Origin of the sequence: Embleya sp. NBC_00888 (genome assembly GCF_045207655.1) — a bacterium.
Classification (GTDB): Bacteria; Actinomycetota; Actinomycetes; order Streptomycetales; family Streptomycetaceae; genus Embleya.
This window is the reverse complement of the sequence record NZ_CP108785.1, coordinates 4,065,167-4,084,891: the sequence shown is the minus strand read 5'-3', so window position 1 is coordinate 4,084,891 and position 19,725 is coordinate 4,065,167. Positions and strand designations below refer to the sequence as shown.

The following is a 19,725-nucleotide window of genomic DNA, read 5'->3' as shown; positions in this document are numbered from 1 at the left end:
TCGGCACCGCGGACCGGCAACGCCGATCACGCACCCCTCGACCGCTATTGTTTGGCTCCAAACAAGCTAATGCGACCGCGAAAGCCGGTCAAGACACCCGGGCCACACCGAACCCCACCACCCCGGCCCACGAACACGCCGGAAGGCGCCGACCGCACAACGGTCGACGCCTTCCCCTGCCACACCGTCGCGGACACGCAACGCGCAACGCGCGACACGACGCACAACGCATCGGCACGCCGCGCCCGGATCGACGGCTCTACTTCGCCGGGTCGACCCCGAACGTGCGGGCCAGGTCGTCCAGGACCACGTCCGCGCCCTGGAGGGACACCGCCGTCATCCAGCTCTCGTCCTTGACCTCGTACACGTGTCCGGCCTGCACGGCCTTCAGCCGCTGCCACAGCGGGTTGGCCATGAACTTGGCCTTGCGCTCCTCGCCGCCCGAGAAGGACGTCAGGAAGATGTAGTCGGCGTCGGCCTGCCCGATCTGCTCCTCGCTGACCTCGATGTTGAACTTCTCGGGGTCGCGCTGGTTCTCGGGACGGGTCAGGCCCATGTCGCTCAGGATGATGCCGCTGAACGTCTTGCCGAGGTAGATGCGCGTCGGGCCGTCCACGAAGCGCACGATGGACACCGTCGGCTTGTTCGCCTTCGCGTTGATCGCGTCGCCGACCTTCTTGGCGCGCGTCTCGTACGCGGTCAGCTTGGCCTTGGCCTTGTCGTCCTCGCCGAGCGCCTGGCCGACCAGCTTGACGTTCTCCTTCCAGATCGGACCGGTGGTCTTGACGAAGACGGTCGGCGCGATCTTGGACAACTGCGCGTACAACTGGTCGTGTCGCACGGTCGCGGAGACGATCAGGTCGGGCTTGAGCAGCGCGATCTGTTCGAGGTTGGGGCTGTCGAGCGGGCCGACGTCCTTGGTGTTCTTCACCGCGTCGCCGAGGTAGGGCGGGAAGCCCTTCTGGTCGCGGTAGGAGCCGATGCCGCCGACCAGCGGAACGTCGAGGGCGGCGACCGCCTCGACCAGGCTGTTGTCCAGCGCCACCACGCGCTTGGGCTTCTCCTTGATCGTGGTGGTGCCCTTGTCGTGCGTGATGGTGCGCGGGAAGGAGGCCGTGGAGGCGGCTGCGCCGGAGGACGCCGCCGCGGGCTTGTCGGTGCCCGCGGCCTTGCCGTCGGAGTCCTCGCCGCAGGCGGCGAGGCTCGCCGTCAGCGCGATCGCCAGTGCGGCGAGGCCGAGACGGGCGCTCCGTCTGCGGCGTCCGAGCGTGAGCATGTGCCCTCCATGGATGAGCGATTCGGCGGGTTGTCCGGGCACGGCGCAGCGCGAGGCCATCCGCATCCGGGAAGTGGAGATGAGGTTAGCCTTGCCTATCCGGGCACAAGCGACAGGGTCGTGTTTTCCGGAATTTAGGCGTGCCTTACCTTACGTTCGTGCCTTCGAACCTCGATCTCGCCGCCCCACGCGCGGCACCCGAACGACCACCGGTGCCGGAGCGCCACGGCGCCGGCCGCCGCGTCACGGTGGCGGCCGTACTGCTCGCCGCCCTGGCGACCGTCCTGTTCGCGTCGCTCGCCATCGGCGCCAAGAACGTCCCGCTCGCGGATGTCTTCCATGCGCTGGGCGGCAGCCGCGAGGGCGACGCGATCATCGTTCGGGACCTGCGCGTCCCGCGCACCTTCCTGGGCCTGTTGGTGGGCATCTCGCTGGGTGTGGCGGGCGCGGTCGCGCAGGACATCACCCGCAACCCGCTCGGCGACCCCGGTCTGATCGGGGTCAGCGCGGGTGCGGCCTGCGCGGTCGCCGCGAGCATCGGCCTGCTCGGGCTGACCAGCCCCTACCAGTACGTGTGGTTCGCCTTCCTCGGCGGCGCGCTCGCGGGCCTGCTCGCCTACGTCGTCGGCGGCACCGGATACGGCGGCGCCACCCCCGCCAAACTCGCCCTCGCCGGCGCCGCCGTGACCGCGCTGTTGGACGCGTTCACCAACGCTCTCGTGCTCCTGGACGTCCGCACCCTCGACCAGTACCGCTTCTGGGCGGTCGGCTCGCTGGCCGGACGCGACACCGATCTCGGCGTCCGCCTCCTGCCGTTCGTGGCCGTCGGACTGATCCTGGCCCTCGGTCTGTGCGGCCGGCTCAACGCCCTCGCCCTGGGCGACGACCTCGCCTCCACGCTGGGCGTCAAGGTCGGCACCACCCGCGCGCTCGGCGCCCTCGCGGTCATCCTGCTCGCCGGCGCCGCGGTCGCCGCCGCCGGCCCGATCACCTTCGTCGGCCTGGTCGTTCCGCACGTGGTCCGGGCCTTCACCGGCCCGGACGCCCGCTGGCTCGTCCCCTGCTCCGGCCTCGCGGGCGCGACCCTCACCATCGGCGCCGACGTGATCGGCCGGGTGGTGGCGCGCCCCGGCGAACTCGAGGTCGGCGTGGTCACCGCGATCCTCGGCGCGCCGTTCCTGATCGCGCTGGTCAAGCGCGGCAAGCTCAAGGAGCACGCCCGATGAGAGTCGAACTCGGCCCCTTCGGCATGTCCGTTCGCCCGCGCGTGGCGATCGTGGCCGGCACACTGCTCGCGATCATCACGGGCGGCCTGGTGGCGTCGGTGTCCATCGGCACGTACTCCATTCCGATCCGCGACGTCGTCCACTCGCTGCTGGGCATCGGCTCCGGCGACGCCGACCTGATCGTGCGCGAACTGCGGCTGCCGCGCGCCCTGACCGCACTGCTCGTCGGCCTCGCGTTCGGATTGTCCGGCGCGATCTTCCAGGCCGTCACCCGCAATCCGCTGGCCGGACCTGACCTGATCGGCATCTCCGCCGGGGCGAGCGCCGGCGCGGTCTGCACGATCCTGATCGGCGGCGTCACGTCGGCGGGCGCCGCGTCCTTCGGCGCCGTCCCCTTCGGCGCGCTCGCCGGGGCGTTGCTCGCCGCGGTCTTCATCTACGTGATGGCCTACCGCGGCGGCACCATCACCGGCTACCGGTTCGTGCTGGTCGGCTTGGCGGTGCACGGCGTGCTGATGGCCCTGACCCGCTGGATGCTCGCGCGGGCCGACATCGACCAGGCCTCCCGGGCCATGGTGTGGCTCACCGGCAGCCTCAACGGGCGCGACTACGCGCACGTGCGCTGGGTGGGTGTCGCGCTGCTGGTCCTGGTGCCGCTCACGCTCGCGCTGGCCCGCCCGTACCAACTCCTGCAGTTCGACGACGACACCGCGCTCAGCCTCGGAATGCCGCTGCGCCGCGCCCGGATCGCGCTGCTCGTGGTGGCCACGTGCCTGGCGGCGGTGGCCGCCGCCTCGGCCGGACCGGTGGCCTTCATCGCGCTCGGCGCACCACAGATCGCCCGCCGACTCGCCGGCACCGCCGGCATCCCGCTGATCGCGAGCGGACTGGTCGGTGCCGCGACCCTGCTCGCCGCCGACCTCGCCGCCCGGCTGGCCTTCTCGCCGACCGAACTGCCGGTGGGCGTCGTCACCGGCGCGGTCGGCGCCCCGTACCTGATGTGGCTGCTCGCCCGAACCAACCGGGCCGGAAAGGGAGGCTGACGTGACCACCAGCGCACTCGACACCATGGGGCTGTCCGGCCACGGCCTGCGTCTGGGCTACGGCGACCGCGTCGTCGCCGACGACCTCGACCTGCGCATCCCCGCCGGCAAGGTCACCGCGCTCGTCGGCCCCAACGCGTGCGGCAAGTCCACCGCGTTGCGCGCCTTGGCCCGCCTGCTCAAGCCCGCGGCGGGCGTCGTACACCTGGACGGGAGCGACATCGCGGACCTGCCCGGTCGCGAACTCGCGCTACGCCTGGCCCTGTTGCCCCAGACGCCGACCGCGCCCGACGGCATCGCCGTACGCGATCTCGTCGCCCGCGGCCGTACCCCGCACCAGCGCTGGTGGCGGCAATGGTCCTCGGCCGACGAAGCCGTGGTCGATCGTGCCCTCGCGGTCACCGGCGCCACCGCGCTCGCCGAGCGCTCGATCGACGAACTCTCCGGCGGCCAGCGGCAACGCGTGTGGATCGCGATGGCGCTCGCCCAGGACACGAACGTGCTCCTGCTCGACGAGCCCACCACCTACCTCGACCTCGCCTACCAGGTCGACGTGCTCGAACTCGTCGCCGACCTCAACCGCACCGACGGACGCACCGTCGTGATGGTCCTGCACGAACTCAACCACGCGTGCCGTTACGCCGACCATCTCGTCGCGATGCGCGCCGGCCGCGTCGTGGCCGCGGGTCCTCCCGCCGAGATCGTCACCCCCGAACTGGTCCACGAGGTCTTCGACTTGCGCACGTCGGTCATCCCGTGCCCGGTGTCGGGCGTGCCACTGGTGATTCCACTGGGCGGCCGGCGGGAGGCCGGCGAGCCGTCCGTCAAGGCGTAACCTCCCGCGCGAGCGGCCGACCCGCCTCACCGGCGGTCGGCCGCTCGCGCCGTTCCGCACCGGGTGAATCGCGGCCCTCGAACCGGGCGCCGGCCACACCGATCGCCATCCCGCGGAACCACGACACCCTCCCCGCAACGCCGGAGTACGCGCCCGCCCCACGCGAAGCCGGGGGCCACCGCGCGGGCCGAGCGTCCGCCGCCGCGCGAACCGGGCGCCCGGCCGTCGCGCATCCACATCCCGAGATGATCGATCGAGTTTCCTTGACTGTCGTCATGCCAACGGCATACTGACCTCGGCGTCGGACGCCGCTCGGGTGTCCGGCGCGGACCGAAGGGAAACCATCAGCATGCAGGATTCTCCTCCCGACGTGATCGTGTCGACCACGCACGGCGCCATCCGTGGCACCGCGCTCGGAAATGCCTTCGCCTTCCAGGGCGTTCCCTATGCCGCGCCGCCGATCGGCACGCGGCGCTTCGGCCCGCCGCAGCCCCCGGAGCCCTGGATCGGGGTCCGCGACGCCCGGGCGTACGGGCCGGCCGCGCCGCAGAACCACGACGCCGTCCTGGAACGCATGTTCGGCCACCCCCCGTTCGTTCAGGACGAGGCGGAATGCCTGAATCTGAACGTGTGGACGCCCGGCCCCGATACCGCGCGGCGGCCGGTGATGGTGTGGCTGCACGGCGGAGCCTTCCTCACCGGCAGCGGAAGCGACCCGGTGTTCGACGGGGCCCGTCTGGCGGCGCGGCACGACGTCGTGGTGGTCACCGTCAACTACCGCCTCGGCGCGTTCGGTTTCCTCTACCTCGGCGAACTGCTCGGCGAGGGCTACCGGCACTCCGGGAACCTCGGCCTGCTCGACCAGCGCGCCGCGCTCACCTGGGTCCGCGACAACATCGCGGGCTTCGGCGGCGACCCCGCCAACGTGACCCTGTTCGGCCAGTCGGCCGGCGCGTGGAGCGTCGCCGCCCACCTGGCCGCCCCCGAGTCCGGCGGCCTGTTCCACAAGGCGATCCTGCAGAGCGGCAGCGGCGAGGGCACGCACGACACCGTCTCGGCGGCCGAGGTGACCCGCGAGGTACTCGCCGAACTGGGGATCGACCCCGCCCGGGCTCGTCGACTCCTGGACGTGCCGAGCGCGGACCTGCTCCGCGCCCAGGACGTGGTGAGCCGGGCGCGGTGGGCGAGAAGCGAGAGTGTGGCCCTGGCGTTCGGGCCGGTCGTGGACGGCCTGACGCTGACCGGGACGCCGCTGGCGCGGATCCGCGCCGGCGCGGGCGCCGACGTCCCGCTGATCCTGGGCGCCAACGCCGACGAGGGCCGGATGTTCACCGTGTTCGACCCGTCGGCGAGCGAGGTACCGGAGGCGGCACTCGCGCCGATGTTCGCCGCGGCCTACGGCGCGCCGGAGCCGGCCCTGGCGGCCTTCCGCGGTCTCGAACCGGACACCTCGCCGCTGGGCCTGGTCTCCGCGCTGATCGGCGACCGGGCGTTCCGGGCCCCGACCCGGCGGCTGGCCGAGGCGCGGGCCGGTCTCGACGGCGCCGGCGTGTGGCGGTACCGGTTCCGCTGGCCCTCGACCGCGCTCGACGGCCGGCTCGGGGCCTGCCATTCGCTCGAACTACCCTTCGTCTTCGACAACTTGGCACTCGACGGGGTCGAGCGGTTCACCGGGGCACGGCCGCCCCAGGAACTCGCGGACATCCTCGGTCGGGCCTGGGCTGCGTTCGCCCGGGAGGGTGACCCGGGGCTGTGGCCGGCGTACGACCGGGTACACCGGCACACCATGACCTTCGATCACGCCTCGCATGTCGAGCAGGATCCGGACCGGGCGCTGCGACTGCTCGACGACGTCGCCGAGGCGCGCTGAACGCGCGAATGGGCGCCATGGTCATGGACGGACCGACACCAGCATTTATCGCGCCTCATTGACTGTCGTCGAAATATCAAGATACTGGGGCCTCGGCCTTCACGCCGACGCTCCACCGCTCCACCGCTCCACCGCTCCACGACGACAGTCCATACCCAACGTGTTCGCCGCACACCGGACCGGCCCACCCCAAGCCGTCCGCGCGGGCGTTCCACGACAGTCCACATTCCGCCGCGCAGCGAGCCGGCCCACCTCGGCCGCCCACGCCCGGCAGTCCACGACAGCCCCACGTTTCGCCGCGTTCGCCGCGCACCGAGCCGCCGGCCCACCCCGAGCCGTGGCGTATCCGTACCCGTCGACGCCGGCGTTCCGGTCGGTCCACGTTTTTCGACACGTCTCGACGGTGGTGCACGTCGAGGGCAGGAGGAAGTCCATGGGCATGGTCGTCAAGACCACCGGCGGTGAGGTCGAAGGCGTGGCCTCGACCCCGCTGACCATTTTCAAGGGAATCCCGTTCGCGTCCCCACCCGAGGGCCCGCTGCGCTTCCAGGCGCCGAGCGCGCCGCCGAAGTGGACGGGCGTGCGACCCGCACGAGAGTTCGGCACCGCGCCGCCGCAGCTTCCCCTGGTGCCCGGCTCACCCAGGGTGTGGCTACCCGAGGACGGGATGGACTGCCTGAGCGTCAACGTCTGGACGCCGGGCGGTGCGGGCGATCGTCTGCCCGTCATGGTGTGGATCCACGGCGGCGGCTGGAAGTCCGGGCACTCCGGCGACCCGGCGCACGACGGCGCGGTGCTCGCGCGCGGCGGCGTCGTGCTGGTCACCTTCAACTACCGGGTGGGGTTCGAGGGGTTCGGCCACGTTCCCGGCGCTCCCGCCAACCGCGGTTTCCTCGACCAGATCGCGGCACTGGCCTGGGTCCGGGACAACATCGCCGGGTTCGGCGGCGACCCGGACAACGTCACCGTCTTCGGCGAGTCCGGCGGTGGCGCCTCGATCGCGGCCTTGATGACCGCGCCCGCGGCGCACGGCCTGTTCCGCCGCGCCATCGTGCAGAGTCTGGCCGGCCGCTACATCCCGGAGGAGGAGGCGCGGCGGATCTCGACCCTGATCACCGACGCGGCGGGCGTCGACCCGGACCACCTCGCCGACGTGCCGCCCGAGGTCCTGCTGGCCGTCCAGGACGTCCCGCTCGCGGCGATGGAGGCGGATCCGGCCGCGTGGAGCACGCCGGAGGCGATCACCGCGTTCTCACCGACGATCGACGGGATCACGGTGCCGGACAAGCCATGGCTCGCGCTGGCCTCGGGGGTCGCCCGCGACATCGACCTGATCTCCGGGTACACCCGCGACGAGTTCACCCTGTGGTCGCTCCAGCAGGGCGCGATCAAACCCACCGTGCTCGGCATGGTCAAGTCGCTGCCGATGCTCCTGGCGATGGCGCGCAGCCGACCGCCCCGGGACAAGGCGGCGCCCAAGCCCGCGCGCCGCTCGACCGACCCGGCCGAGACCGCGAGGCTGCTGGGCCTGGACGCCGACGCGCCGGCGGGCTATCGGGCGGCGATGCCCGGGCGCGGCGACGGCGAGGTGTACACCGCGATGTACTCCGACTCGTTGTTCCGGATGCCGTCCACCTGGTTGGCGCAGGCGCACGCGGCCGCCGGCGGCCGCGCCTTCCTGTACGAATTCGCTTGGCCCTGCCCGGCGTTGGGCGGAGTCCTGGGGGCCGTGCACACACTCGACGTGCCGGCGACGTTCGGGCACGCCAAGGGTGAGCTCGGCGGGTTCCTGTTCGGCGGCAAACAGCCGCCGGCGAGTTTCTTCCAGGTCTCCGCGGCGCTTCGCTCCGCGTGGATCTCGTTCGCGACCACCGGCGACCCCGGCTGGCCGCAATTCACCGCCTCGGACGCGTCGACCCGGATCTGGGACGTCGAGCCCACCGTGGTCGTGGACCCGCTCGCCGCCTCGCGCCGCCTCTGGCGGGTTCGGTCGGAACTGTAATCTCGCTCGTATGCAGTAAATATAGCGGTGGTCAAAATTCCGCAGTACGATTCCGCTGATCGCTGAATCGAATCAGCGTCGACGGTGAGTTGATGGTGATCCGACGCGGTGCTCCGCCACCGCGCAGTCGAGGGACCGGCGCGATCCGCTTTCGTCCCGCTCGCCGCACGACCTCGAAAACCTGCCCACGGCGCCGGACGGTGCTTGCGTTCCGCCCGTCCGGCGACCGCGGACAGCCGGGGCCGGTCACCGGCCGACCAGGCCGATCGCCGGCCGACCACCCCTCCAGGGCCGGCCAGGCCGAGCACGGCCGACCACCCCTCTTCAACGCTCCCGGTGACGGCAATGGCGCCGCCCGCTCCCCGCGCCCGACGGGCTACACCCCACCCCATGAGGTGAGCGCATGGCAGTACTCCGAACAGTGGCCAGACGGCTGCTGTCCTCGATCCCCCTGTTGTTCGCGGTCTCCGCCCTCACGTTCGTCCTGGTTTCCCTGGTGCCCGGGGACCCCGCGCGGACCATCGTCGGCCAACACGCGACCGAAGCGCAGTACCACACCGTTCGCGACCAACTGGGCCTGGACCAGCCGCTGCCCGTGCAGTACTGGCACTGGCTGAAGGGGGTCGTGCGCGGCGACCTGGGATCCTCGCTGTTCAGCGGCGAGCCGGTCACCGCGATGCTGGGCAGCCGGCTCCCGGTCTCGCTGTCCCTGATCCTGGCGGGCACCGCGCTGTCCGGGATCGTCGGTGTCGCGCTCGGCGTGCTCAGCGCGCGACGTGGCGGGACACTGGTCCGGGCCGTCGACGTGTTGTCGCTGCTCGGACTCGCCGTCCCGGCGTTCTGGCTGGCCCTGGTACTGATCGCCGGACTGGCCGTGAAACTCGCCTGGTTCCCGGTCACCGGCTACGTGCCCCTCGCCGAGGACCCCTTCGAATGGGCCCGTTCGCTGGCGCTGCCCGTGCTGTCGCTGTCCCTGGGCGCGGTCGCGATCATCGCGAAACAGACCCGGGACTCGATACTGGACGTCTCCGGCAAGGACTTCATCCGGGTCATGGAGGCGAACGGCTTCTCCCCACGCTCGATCCTGTACCGCCACGTGTTGCGCAACGCGGCCATGCCGGTGGTGACCGTCCTGGGCGTCGTCCTGGTCAACCTGCTCGCCGGCACGGTCTTCGTCGAGACCGTGTTCGCGATGCCGGGCCTGGGCGGAGTGATCCAACAGGCCACCGTCCAGCACGACATCCCGCTCATCCAGGGCACCGTCCTGTACATCACCCTGCTCGTGGTGCTGGTCAACCTGCTCGTCGACCTCGCCTACAGCCGGCTCGACCCGAGGGTGCGTGCGGCATGAACGAGCCCACCACAGAGGCGACTTCCGGCGCCTCGACCCCCCGGGCCGCACCTTCCGACGCCCCGACTTCCAACCCTGCGACCTCCGAAGCGACTTCCCATGCCACCTCCCATGCGACTTCCCATGCGACTTCCCACGCAACTGCCGACCGGGTGACTTCCGACCCGGCCGCCTCCGGCACCGTGACATCCGACCCCACAACCCCCGACCCCACGACCCCCGACCCCGGCCGGCACACCCCCGCCAAACCGGTGCGCGCCGGTCTCGCCCGTCGCGTGCTCCGCCGACCCGTCGCGGTGTTCGCGCTGGGATGGCTGGTACTGCTGACCCTCGCCACCACCGCCGCGTCGGCGATCACCACGTACGGGCCGCTCGAACAGGATCTCGGCAGCGTCCTGTCGGGACCCTCCGGGGCACACCTGCTCGGTACCGACGGCCTCGGCCGCGACCTGCTCAGCCGGCTGCTGTTCGGCGGCCGGTCCACCCTGCTCGCCGTCGCCGAGGCGCTCGTGGTCTACCTGCTCCTCGGGGTGACCCTCGGCCTGCTCGCCGGCTACCTCGGCGGACGCGTGGACCGGCTGATCACCTGGATCGCCGACCTGATGTTCGCACTGCCCGGGATCATCATCGTGCTGGTGGTGTTGTCGGTCTTCCCCGGCAACCTGCACGCCGCGATGATCACCTTCGGGATGCTCGGCAGTCCCGGACTCGTCCGCATCCTGCGCTCGCAAACCCTGGGCATCCGCGAGGAGTTGTACGTCGACGCGGCCAAGGTGGCGGGCCTGTCCCACCCGCGGATCCTGGCGCGGCACATCCTGCCCCGGATGGCGAGCATCGTCATCGTCCAGGCCGCGCTGTTCGCCGCGATCGTGGTCACCATCCAGGCCGGACTCGGCTTCCTCGGGCTCGGGGCGCAGCCGCCCGACCCCTCGTGGGGCGGCCTGGTCTCCGACGCCTCCCAGGCCATCGACCGCGACCCGTGGATGCTCGTCCCCGCCGGCGTCCCCATGGTCGTCACCGTCGTCGCGCTCGCCCTGCTCGGCGACGCGGTGCGCGACGCGGCCGTGGAGAACTGGTCGGTCCGGCAGGGCTCCAACGCGGCGCGGCGGGAGAGGGCCGACCGGCCGACCCCGGGGAGCGCCACCGGCGCGCCGGATCCGACGGCGCTGCTGTCGGTGCGGGACCTGTCGATCGAGATCGGCGGCGTACTCGTCGTGCACGGGCTCAGTCTCGACGTGCGGCCCGGGGAAACCCTGGGAGTGGTCGGCGAATCCGGCTGCGGCAAGTCGGTCACCTCGCTCGGCATCCTGGGCATGGTCCCCGGCGGCGGCCGGATCAGCGCCGGCAGCGTGCTCTTCGACGGGATCGAACTCGTGGACGCGCCACAGGCGTTGGCGAGCGTGCGCGGATCCGGCATCGCCTACGTCTCCCAGGAACCCATGGTCGCCCTGGACCCCACCTACCCCGTGGGCCGACAACTCGCCGAGGCGATACGCCGACACCGTCGGTGTGATCGCGCCGCCGCCCGGCGGCGCGTACGCGAGCTCCTGGACCTGGTGAACCTGCCGAACCCGGAAGCGGTGGCCCGGCGTTACCCCCACCAGCTCTCCGGTGGCATGGCCCAGCGGGTGGCCATCGCGCTGGCCCTGGCCGGCGAACCCAGGCTGCTGATCGCGGACGAGCCGACCACCGCGTTGGACGTCACCGTCCAGGCGGAGATCCTCGATCTGTTGCGCACGCTCCAGGCCGAGACCGGGATGGCCGTACTCATCGTCACGCACGACTGGGGCGTGGTCGCCGACCTGTGTCGACGCGCGGTGGTCATGTACGCCGGCCAGGTCGTCGAACAGGCCGTCGTGGACGCCATGTTCGAGGTACCGCTGCATCCCTACACCGCCGGGCTGATGGCGGCCAACCCCCATCACGCGGGCGCCCGCGGACCGCTCCCGACCATCCCCGGGTCGGTTCCGGCGCCCGGAAACCGGCCACACGGCTGCGCGTTCGCCGCACGCTGCCCGCGCGTGACCGACGCGTGCACACGCGAGCCGGTGGCCCTGGTCGAACCGGCACCCGAGCGACTCACCCGCTGCGTGCATGCCGAGCACCTGCTCACGGAGGGATCCCGCCGATGACACCACCCCTCGTCCTCGACATCCGCGACCTGGCGGTCGAGTTCCGCCAGGGCCGAAAGACACCTCCGCTGCGCGCGGTGGACGGCGTCTCGCTGAGCATCCGCGAAGGTGAGACCGTCGGCCTGGTCGGCGAATCCGGCTCCGGCAAGTCCACCATCGGGCGCGCCGTCCTGGGCCTGAACCCGATCCACTCCGGTCGGGTGCACTTCGAGGGCACGGACATCACGCACGCCGCCCGCGCCACGCGCCGCGGCCTGGCCGATCGCCTGCAGGTGGTCTTCCAGGACCCGTACTCCTCGCTCAACCCCGCCCGGACCATCGGTCGGACCCTGGCCGAACCGCTGGTGGCGCAGCGGCGGTCGGATCGGGCGGCGATCGCCGAGCGCGTCGCGACGATGCTCGAACGGGTCGGCATGCCCGCCGACACCGCCGACCGCTACCCGGGACAGTTCTCCGGCGGGCAGCGCCAGCGGATCGCGATCGCCCGGGCCCTGATGATCTCGCCGCGGCTGGTGATCTGCGACGAACCGGTCAGCGCGCTCGACCTGTCGATCCAGGCCCAGGTGATGAACCTGCTGGGAGACCTGCAACGAGAGTTCGCGCTCAGCTATCTCTTCATCGCGCACGACCTGCCCGTGGTCCGGCACCTGTCGCACCGCATCATCGTGCTCTACCGCGGCCGGGTGATGGAATCCGGCACCGCCGACGAGGTCTACTCCGACCCCGTCCACCCCTACACACAGACCCTGCTGGCCGCCGTTCCGGTTCCGGATCCGCGCGCGCAACGCGCCCGCAGGCAGCGCCGCGTCGCGGCCGAGCCGGCGCGCCCGCCCTCGGCGGCCGGCTGCGTCTTCGCGCACCGCTGCGCGCACGCGGTGGACATCTGCCACATCGTCCGCCCCGAACCGCTGCCCCTGCCGGGCCCGTCGGGCACGCACACGGCCGCGTGCCACCGCAGTGCGGAACTGCACCCCCATCCCGTCGCCGTGAACCCTTCGGCGAAGCAGCACCCGGTTCCCACCGGTCACCACGTGAGAGAGGGATCGTCTTGCGAAGACTCCGAATAGCCCATGCGGTAGCGGCCGTTGCCGCACTCGTGTTGGTCGCCGCCGGTTGTGGCGGCTCGTCTACGGGCAGTTCCGGCGGCAAGGGCGACACGCTCACCCTCGTCTCCCTCGGCCCGCCGGCCAGCCTCGACCCGGCCAAGGCCAATGTCGGCTCCGACAACTGGTTCGTGAACCTGACCTACGACACGCTTCTTCGGCTCGACCCGAACGGCAAGACCCAACCCGCATTGGCCACCGAATGGGGCTATGTCGGCAGCGGCAACACCGACTTCGAGTTCAAGCTGCGCGAGGGCGTGACGTTCGCGGACGGCACGCCGCTCACCGCCGAGGCGGTCGCCGCGTCGCTGAACTACACCCGCAAGAACGGGCTCAACGTCTCCTGGTTGTCCTCGATCGAGTCGATCACCGCGACCGGCCCGCTGAGCGTGCGCATCCACTGCGCCACCCCGAACCCGGTGCTGCCCCGGCTCCTGGACCACGTGTCCCTGGTCGGTTCGGTGATCAGCCCGGCCGGCCTCGCGGACCCCGCGAAGATGGGTACCGCCTCGTTCGGCGCCGGCCCCTACGTCCTCGACGTGGGCCGCACGGTGTCGGGCGACCACTACACGTACACGCCCAACGCCCGGTACTGGGACAAGAGCAAGATCCACTGGAAGACGGTGGTCATCAAGGTCATCCCCAACCCCAACTCGGCCCTCCAGACGGTCAAGACCGGCCAGGCCGACGTCCTGAACATCACCGCCGGTCAGGTCGACACCGCCAAATCCGGCGGCCTGGAGATCAGCAACACACCCCTGTTCACCCTCGGCGTCGACCTGGTCGACCGGGCCGGCACGGTGGCGCCGCCGCTCAAGGACGTCCGGGTCCGACAGGCGCTCAACCACGCCGTCGATCGCGATTCGATCACCAAGGCCCTGGTCCAGCAATACGGACAGCCCACCACCCAGGTCGCCCTGCCCGGGGCCGACGGCTTCTCGGCGGAGACCGATCGGCGCTATCCGTACGACCCGGCGAAGGCCAAACAGTTGCTGACCGAGGCCGGCTACCCCAACGGCTTCTCCTTCGACATGGAGACCACGAACCTGCTCGGCATGGACCTGGTCACCCAGGCCGTGGTCGAGCAATGGAAACAGATCGGCGTCAACGCCAAGGTCACCACCGACACCAGCGTCGGCCAGTGGCTCGCCAACGCCACCTCCAAGAAGTTCCCCGTGCTCGCCTTCGGCTACGGCGCGGCCCCCACCTATCTGATGTCGCTGGACTGGCTGCTGCCGCACGCCACCGCGTTCAACCCGTTCGCCTCCGAGGACCCCGAACTCACCCGCCGACTGACCGAGGCCGCCGCGGCGCCCGCCGACCGGCAGGGGGCGCGTTACGAGGAGGTACTGCGCTATGTCGTCGACCAGGGTTGGTTCGTGTCCGTGATGCGGATGGACGGCATCTACGCCTTCAACGGCAAGAAGCTCTCCGGTTTCACCTCCGCCCCCAATTACCTGCCGGACGTCGCGTGGGTGGTCGCACCCCGGTAGGACGGTCGCCCGTGGCGTCGCGAGACGCCACGGGCTTCCGATCGCGGTCCGGCGGACCTGGGACGGGACGGCCGGGTCGGGTTCAGGCGTCGGCACCCTCGCCGGCGCCGGCGCGCTTGGGCAGGAGCCCCACGTCGGACACCGGTCCGAGGTGGCCGAGCTTGTCGGGATTGACCACCGAGTGGATCGCCCGGACCACGCCGTCGACGATGTGCAACTCGACCACACTGGCCACGCGCTCCTCGGCGTCGTACATCACCACCCCCGGCCGGCCGTTGACCCGGGCCGGTCGAACGGAGACGCCGAGCATGCGAACCCGACGGAATCCGCCGACGAGCAACTGAGCGACGCGCCCCGGCTCCGTCTGCGGCCGGCCGATCGCCTGCGCCTTGCCGCCGCCGTCCCCATGGAACACCACGTCCGGTGCGAGCATGCCGAGCAGCGCGTCCAGGTCGCCGCCGTCGGCGGCCTCGAAGAACCTGCGGGCCAGTTCCTGCCCTTCGGCCCGCCGCGCCGGGGGCGGCGCGCTGTCCCGCACCCGCCCCGCGGCGGCGATGCGCTGCCGGGCGCGGGTGAAGATCTGCCGGCAGTTCACCTCGGTCTTGCCGATCGCCCCGGCCACATCCGGGTAGCCGTACCCGAACACCTCGCGCAGCATGAACACCGCCCGCTCCATGGGGGAGAGGGACTCCAACAACACGAGGAACGCCATCGACAGCGAGTCGGCCAGCTCGGCGTGCTCGGCCGGGCCCGCCCCGTCGGCGGGCGTGACGACCGGCTCGGGCAGCCACTCCCCCACGTACCTCTCCCGCCGCACCCGCGCCGAGCCCAGGTGGTTGATGCCCAGCCGCGTCACCGCCGTCGTCAGATACGGCTTCGGATCGACGATCGTGGTTCCCGCCCGGCGCGCCCGGGTCAGGCCGAGGAAGGCGTCCTGCACGATGTCCTCGGCGTCGCCGACCGAACCGGTCATCCCGTAGGCGATGGAGAACAACAGCGGCCGGAACCGGGCCACGTCCGCCTCGTCCACCGACCCGGACGCCGATTCCCGCGCGCCGCCCGGCGTCTCGCGACTCATCTCCACACCCTCTCGCTCGACGGCGCTTCCGATCGCGCGCGACGTTCGGCAGGCTATCCGAGGACGGCCGGCCCGATGATCATGACGTACGCGGCACGATCACCCGCGGTGCCACGACCCGGGGTCGGTGTCGGATGCCCGTGCCGGTCCTCCGACTTCGACCCCGCGCAGGTCGCGTGGCGCTCACCAGGCAACGGGGCCGAGGCGGTCGGTGAAGGTCCCGGTCGGGCCGTCGGCGTCGAGCAGCGCGAGCCTGACGATCGAGTCGGTGCCCTCGGTGACCGTCAGCTCGCCGGTGTGACGATTCATGTCGGTGGCGGCGAACTTGCGATTGGCGACCTCGCCGGGAGTGGCGACATTGAACTTGATCCCCGGGAGTGCCTGCGCGTATCGCACGGTGAGCATGTTCAGCGCCGCCTTCGACGAGCTGTAGGCCAGCTCGTGCATCTTCGAGACGGGCTGGGCCGGATCGGTCACGACCGCGAAGGAACCGCCGCCGCTGGACACCATCACCACCCGCGGCTGTTCCGCCGCCCGCAGCAGGGGAAGGAACGCGTGGGTGACCCTGATCGGTCCGTAGACGTTGGTGTCGTAGACCGAGTGGATCTCCTCGGCCGTCGCGTCCGCGGGCGCGATGCCCCTCCCTGGCGCGCCGGCGTTGTTGATCAACACGTCGAGCCGGTCGGTGTGCTCTCGAACGAGCCGTACGGCCGCGGCCACCGACTCGTCCGAGGTCACGTCCAGCGGGACCATGACCACCTTCGCGCCGCCGTCGGTCAGCTTCTCGGCGGCTGCCCGTCCCCGACCCTCGTCACGCGAGCCGAGAAAGATCGTCCAACCCAGCTCCCCGAGGCGCCGAGCCGCCTCGAAGCCGAGCCCCTTGTTGGCGCCGGTGATCAACACTGTGGTCTGTTCCGAGTTCGTCATGGTCTCCAGGACAGCCCTCCCCTGTCGGCTGTGACACATCCGGGCCACCTGTGACCGGCCTCACAACCAGCCGTCGCGGGCCGGCCGTACCGGCCGCGCCCGCGTCACGGCGCGTCGACGCCGACCGGTTCCCGGTTGCGTCGGACGAAGTCGGCCGGGTCGAGGGTCCCGCCCAGACGTGGCGCCAGTCCCACCTCGGCGACCCGCCCGAAGTCGGGCGCCGTCGCGGCATCCTGCGCGAGGGCGCCGGCCGGCGGTTCGCCGATCGTGTGGGTGAGATCGGCGAGGTTGGAACGGGCGGCGAGGTCGGGTTCCGTCGACCAGGCCCCGATGACGACTCCGGCACAGGGTACGTCTCGCGCGGCCAGCGCCTCCAAGGTCAGCGTGGTGTCGTTGAGCGTGCCCAATCCGGCCGCGGTGACCACGAGCACCTGCGCGCGCAGTTCCTTCGCCAGGTCGGCCACCGTGCAATCGCCGAAGCGCACCAGCAGCCCTCCGGCCCCTTCGACCAGCACCAGGTCGCGCAGGGCGCCCAGCTCTGCGATCGACGCGGCGACATCGTCCAGTGCCGGCACCGGGCGGCCCTCGCGGCGGGCGGCGGCCTCGGGCGAGAGCGCGTCGCGGTAGCGGGCCATCTCGTGCAGGTCGTCGGCGCCGGACAGGCGACGCACCTCGGCCAGATCGCCCGGCTCGTCGGGCGTGACTCCGGTCTGGGCGGGCTTGACCACCGCGACCGACCGGCGCCGCGCCAGTGCCATCGTGGCAACGGCCGCGGTGGTGACGGTCTTGCCGACGCCGGTCCCGGTTCCGGACACGATCACGATTCCTTCGAGCACGACGAATCCCCTTGCTGTGGTCGGTGGTTCCCGGCCCTGCGGGCATGCCCCGCGCGGGCCGAGCCTCGCGGGCGCACTCCGCGTCCGTGCCCGTGCCCGGCAGTCTCACCGAGCCCGGCCCTCTCCCACAGCGGCGCGATCCGACAAGATCGACGCCCCGACTTTGTCCGCGCCCGGATTGTGGGTGGCGGGCGCTCGGCGGCGGGAGCCGGGCCGCCGAGTCCGACGGCCGAACCTCAGGTTTCCCGGAGCGTGCTCCGGGCTCGCGCGCGCCTCCACGAGGCGGATCACGGTGGGGCGTCGGCGTCCGCACGGGGGTTCGGGACGAGGAGTCGATCGGGTGGTGATTCTGGCGATCATCGCGTAGGCGTCCCGCTCCACTTCGACGACCGTGCCGTCGTGCCAATGCGAGGTCGCCGCGGCGATCTCCTCCGGCATCGGGTCCACGCAGCGCGCCAAGGACTCGGGGTCGTGGTCGTGAGCGTTCCCCTGCGTGGTCGGTGCGCGATCGTGGGCTCGCCGGATGCCGGCGGTGCCGGACAGGCGCGGCCCACGCGGGCTCGACGTACGCGCCGGTGCGCCGGTGCCTCGGCCTCGGTGCGTCGATGCGTCGTCGCGTCGGGCGCGTCGGGCGCGTCGGGCGCGTCGGGCGCGTCGGGCGCGTCGGGCGGCACCCGCATGCCCGTTACGGCGGACGGTTGCCGAGGCCGACCGTCGTACGGGGTGCGCCGGCGGGGCTGTGCCTCGGGCGCTGGGGGTACCGAGGCCATCGGCCCTCCCTTCGTCCTCGGCGGACGGGTGTGGCCGACGGGCCGGGGCACGTGCGGTCACGGCAGAAGCGCGCCCCCGCCGCTCCAGCCGCCAATCCGTCGCAATCCCGACATCAGGAGCACGACCCGCGCCCGAGTGCGCACCACCGACGCGGCCCCACACCCGGCGCCCACGGCGCAGGTCGCCACTACGCGCGGACTCGCGCGGGGCGCGGCCTTGACCGCGACGCACCGCGAACGAAGTCGCCGCCGTTGCGCACGAGTTCGGGTCGACGACTCGCGATCAGGCGCGCGGCCCCAGGAACAGGCCACCACTCGCGTCGATGACCTGTCCGGTGATCCAGCGCGCGGCGTCGGAGGCGAGGAACACGACCACGTCCGCGACGTCGTCGGGCCCGCCCAGCCGATCGAGTGCCGTGCTCGCGGCGATGAGTTCGGCCAGGCCCGGCGCCTCGAAGACCGATGTGTTGCTCGCCGTGCGAGTGGCGCCGGGGGCAACCGCGTTCACCGTGATTCCGCGGGTCCCGAGTTCGTTGGCCAACGTCATGCCCATCGTCTCGACCGCGCCCTTCGTCATCGCGAAGGATGTCTGGCCGGGGTTGGCCATCCGGGTCGCCACGGACGAGATCGTGACGATGCGCCCACCGTCGCGAAGCAGGGGCAGTGCTCGTTGGATGATGAAGTACGGCGCGCGCACGTTCACCGCGAAGAGGCGGTCGAACTCGGCCCGCGTCGTGACTCCCATCGGGCCGGCGGGCGGGGCCGCCGCGTTGTTGACGAGGATGTCCAGCGGCCGTCCGCCCAGACCCGCCTCGACTCCCGCGAACAACGTCTCGACGTCGTCGTCGCCACCCAGCTCCGCCCCTACGGCGAAGGCGGTCCCGCCGCCACGCTCGATCTCCTCGACCGTCGCCTTCGCGCCGTCCTCGTCCGTGCCGAAATGTACGGCGACCATCGCCCCCTTCGCCGCCAGCCGGGCCGCGATCGCCCGCCCGATGCCACGCGACGCCCCGGTCACCAGAGCCGTCTTTCCGGCCGAATCAGTCATGCCGTCCTCCCCGTGATGTCAGTCACTACCGATTGGATAGCCGCTACCGACTTGGTAGTCACTATCACTCCGGTAGGGTCTACCACATGGCCGACCAGCACTCAACCCTGCGAGCGCAACGACGAGCCGAGACCCAGCGCACGATCCAGGCGCATGCGGTACGGCTGTTCACCGAGCGCGGCTACGACGCCACGACCATGACCGACGTCGCCGAAGCCGCCGGCGTGTCGCCGATGACCGTGTACCGGCACTTCCCCACCAAGGAAGACCTTGTGCTCGCCGACCACCACGGCCGACTCGTCGCCGAGCGGATCCTCGCGTCGCCCGCCGCACAACCCCTGGTCCGCCGGATCGGCACCGCACTCGTCGACTCGGCCACGACGTTGACCGGTCGCGGCGACGGAGACGACCCGTCGGCGAACAAGCGGTTCCTGCTCGCCCGCCTCCGGCTGATGATCTCGACGCCTGCCCTGCGCGCTAGGCACTTGGACAACCACTACGCGCTCCAGCAGGCGATCGTCGACGCCCTCGGAGACGAGGCCGGCGATCCCGACGCGGCGTTTCAGGCCCAGGCGGCGGCCGGCGCCTGCCTGGCCGCCATGCACACGGCACTGGTGCGCTGGGCCGAGGACGACGGACGCACCGAACTGCCCGACCTGATCGCGAAAGCACTCGCCGCCGCCTTCGGCAACGACGTCGTCGGCACCGACCTGGGCGCGTGACAACGAGCCTCGA

15 protein-coding genes are annotated in these 19,725 nt (G+C 71.6%); 10 read left to right on the top strand and 5 right to left on the bottom strand.

Going from position 1 to position 19,725, the window contains the following annotated elements:
- Window positions 1-259: 259 nt before the first annotated feature.
- On the bottom strand, window positions 260-1,276 hold the full coding sequence (locus OG948_RS52025; protein ID WP_331772077.1) for an iron-siderophore ABC transporter substrate-binding protein: 1,017 nt from the start codon (window positions 1,274-1,276) through the stop codon (window positions 260-262).
- A gap of 158 nt (window positions 1,277-1,434) precedes the next feature.
- Here OG948_RS52025 and OG948_RS52020 point away from each other — a divergent pair, with 158 nt between their 5' ends.
- The 9 genes from OG948_RS52020 (at window position 1,435) to OG948_RS51980 (ending at window position 14,331) form a co-directional block, all read left to right on the top strand.
- Window positions 1,435-2,502: a FecCD family ABC transporter permease gene (locus OG948_RS52020; protein ID WP_406300719.1), complete on the top strand. Its 1,068-nt coding sequence runs from the start codon at window positions 1,435-1,437 to the stop codon at window positions 2,500-2,502.
- Window positions 2,499-3,545, top strand: coding sequence for an iron chelate uptake ABC transporter family permease subunit (locus OG948_RS52015; RefSeq protein ID WP_331772075.1), 1,047 nt, complete (start codon window positions 2,499-2,501; stop codon window positions 3,543-3,545). The genes OG948_RS52020 and OG948_RS52015 overlap by 4 nt, the downstream gene beginning before the upstream one ends.
- A 25-nt stretch (window positions 3,546-3,570) precedes the next feature.
- Entirely contained in the window at window positions 3,571-4,380 is an 810-nt protein-coding gene (locus tag OG948_RS52010; protein ID WP_331773586.1) for an ABC transporter ATP-binding protein, read from the top strand.
- A gap of 349 nt (window positions 4,381-4,729) precedes the next feature.
- On the top strand, window positions 4,730-6,250 hold the full coding sequence (locus OG948_RS52005) for a carboxylesterase/lipase family protein (RefSeq protein ID WP_331772074.1): 1,521 nt from the start codon (window positions 4,730-4,732) through the stop codon (window positions 6,248-6,250).
- A gap of 433 nt (window positions 6,251-6,683) precedes the next feature.
- On the top strand, window positions 6,684-8,252 hold the full coding sequence (locus OG948_RS52000; RefSeq protein WP_331772073.1) for a carboxylesterase family protein: 1,569 nt from the start codon (window positions 6,684-6,686) through the stop codon (window positions 8,250-8,252).
- Window positions 8,253-8,655: 403 nt separating this feature from the next.
- On the top strand, window positions 8,656-9,603 hold the full coding sequence (locus OG948_RS51995) for an ABC transporter permease (RefSeq protein WP_331772072.1): 948 nt from the start codon (window positions 8,656-8,658) through the stop codon (window positions 9,601-9,603).
- Window positions 9,604-9,755: 152 nt separating this feature from the next.
- Entirely contained in the window at window positions 9,756-11,735 is a 1,980-nt protein-coding gene (locus OG948_RS51990) for a dipeptide/oligopeptide/nickel ABC transporter permease/ATP-binding protein (protein ID WP_331772071.1), read from the top strand.
- Window positions 11,732-12,802 carry an oligopeptide/dipeptide ABC transporter ATP-binding protein gene (locus OG948_RS51985; protein WP_331772070.1) on the top strand — a complete coding sequence of 357 codons (1,071 nt, stop codon included), beginning with the start codon at window positions 11,732-11,734 and terminating at the stop codon, window positions 12,800-12,802. The genes OG948_RS51990 and OG948_RS51985 overlap by 4 nt, the downstream gene beginning before the upstream one ends.
- Window positions 12,784-14,331: an ABC transporter substrate-binding protein gene (locus OG948_RS51980; protein WP_331772069.1), complete on the top strand. Its 1,548-nt coding sequence runs from the start codon at window positions 12,784-12,786 to the stop codon at window positions 14,329-14,331. The genes OG948_RS51985 and OG948_RS51980 overlap by 19 nt, the downstream gene beginning before the upstream one ends.
- A gap of 82 nt (window positions 14,332-14,413) precedes the next feature.
- On the opposite strand, the gene sigJ is transcribed toward OG948_RS51980, so the two are convergent.
- The 4 genes from sigJ to OG948_RS51960 form a co-directional block, all read right to left on the bottom strand.
- Window positions 14,414-15,409, bottom strand: coding sequence for an RNA polymerase sigma factor SigJ (gene sigJ / locus OG948_RS51975; protein ID WP_331772068.1), 996 nt, complete (start codon window positions 15,407-15,409; stop codon window positions 14,414-14,416).
- A gap of 183 nt (window positions 15,410-15,592) precedes the next feature.
- Entirely contained in the window at window positions 15,593-16,336 is a 744-nt protein-coding gene (locus OG948_RS51970) for an SDR family oxidoreductase (protein WP_331772067.1), read from the bottom strand.
- A gap of 104 nt (window positions 16,337-16,440) precedes the next feature.
- Entirely contained in the window at window positions 16,441-17,172 is a 732-nt protein-coding gene (bioD, locus tag OG948_RS51965; RefSeq protein ID WP_331772066.1) for a dethiobiotin synthase, read from the bottom strand.
- A 1,053-nt stretch (window positions 17,173-18,225) separates the two neighbouring features.
- Window positions 18,226-18,990 (bottom strand): SDR family oxidoreductase, encoded by a 765-nt coding sequence (locus OG948_RS51960; RefSeq protein WP_331772065.1) that lies wholly within the window; start codon window positions 18,988-18,990, stop codon window positions 18,226-18,228.
- Window positions 18,991-19,076: 86 nt separating this feature from the next.
- On the opposite strand from OG948_RS51960, the gene OG948_RS51955 reads away from it, so the two are divergent.
- The gene (locus OG948_RS51955; RefSeq protein WP_331772064.1) at window positions 19,077-19,712 is read left to right on the top strand and encodes a helix-turn-helix domain-containing protein; all 636 of its coding nucleotides are present in this window, start codon (window positions 19,077-19,079) and stop codon (window positions 19,710-19,712) included.
- The last annotated feature ends 13 nt before the right edge of the window (window positions 19,713-19,725 follow it).

Coding starts and splice junctions, on each gene's coding strand:
- OG948_RS52025 (WP_331772077.1), bottom strand. CDS start 1,276: ATGCTCACGCTCGGACGCCGCAGACGGAGCGCCCGTCTCGGCCTCGCC.
- OG948_RS52015 (WP_331772075.1), top strand. CDS start 2,499: ATGAGAGTCGAACTCGGCCCCTTCGGCATGTCCGTTCGCCCGCGCGTG.
- OG948_RS52010 (WP_331773586.1), top strand. CDS start 3,571: ATGGGGCTGTCCGGCCACGGCCTGCGTCTGGGCTACGGCGACCGCGTC.
- OG948_RS52005 (WP_331772074.1), top strand. CDS start 4,730: ATGCAGGATTCTCCTCCCGACGTGATCGTGTCGACCACGCACGGCGCC.
- OG948_RS52000 (WP_331772073.1), top strand. CDS start 6,684: ATGGGCATGGTCGTCAAGACCACCGGCGGTGAGGTCGAAGGCGTGGCC.
- OG948_RS51995 (WP_331772072.1), top strand. CDS start 8,656: ATGGCAGTACTCCGAACAGTGGCCAGACGGCTGCTGTCCTCGATCCCC.
- OG948_RS51985 (WP_331772070.1), top strand. CDS start 11,732: ATGACACCACCCCTCGTCCTCGACATCCGCGACCTGGCGGTCGAGTTC.
- sigJ (WP_331772068.1), bottom strand. CDS start 15,409: ATGAGTCGCGAGACGCCGGGCGGCGCGCGGGAATCGGCGTCCGGGTCG.
- OG948_RS51970 (WP_331772067.1), bottom strand. CDS start 16,336: ATGACGAACTCGGAACAGACCACAGTGTTGATCACCGGCGCCAACAAG.
- OG948_RS51960 (WP_331772065.1), bottom strand. CDS start 18,990: ATGACTGATTCGGCCGGAAAGACGGCTCTGGTGACCGGGGCGTCGCGT.
- OG948_RS51955 (WP_331772064.1), top strand. CDS start 19,077: ATGGCCGACCAGCACTCAACCCTGCGAGCGCAACGACGAGCCGAGACC.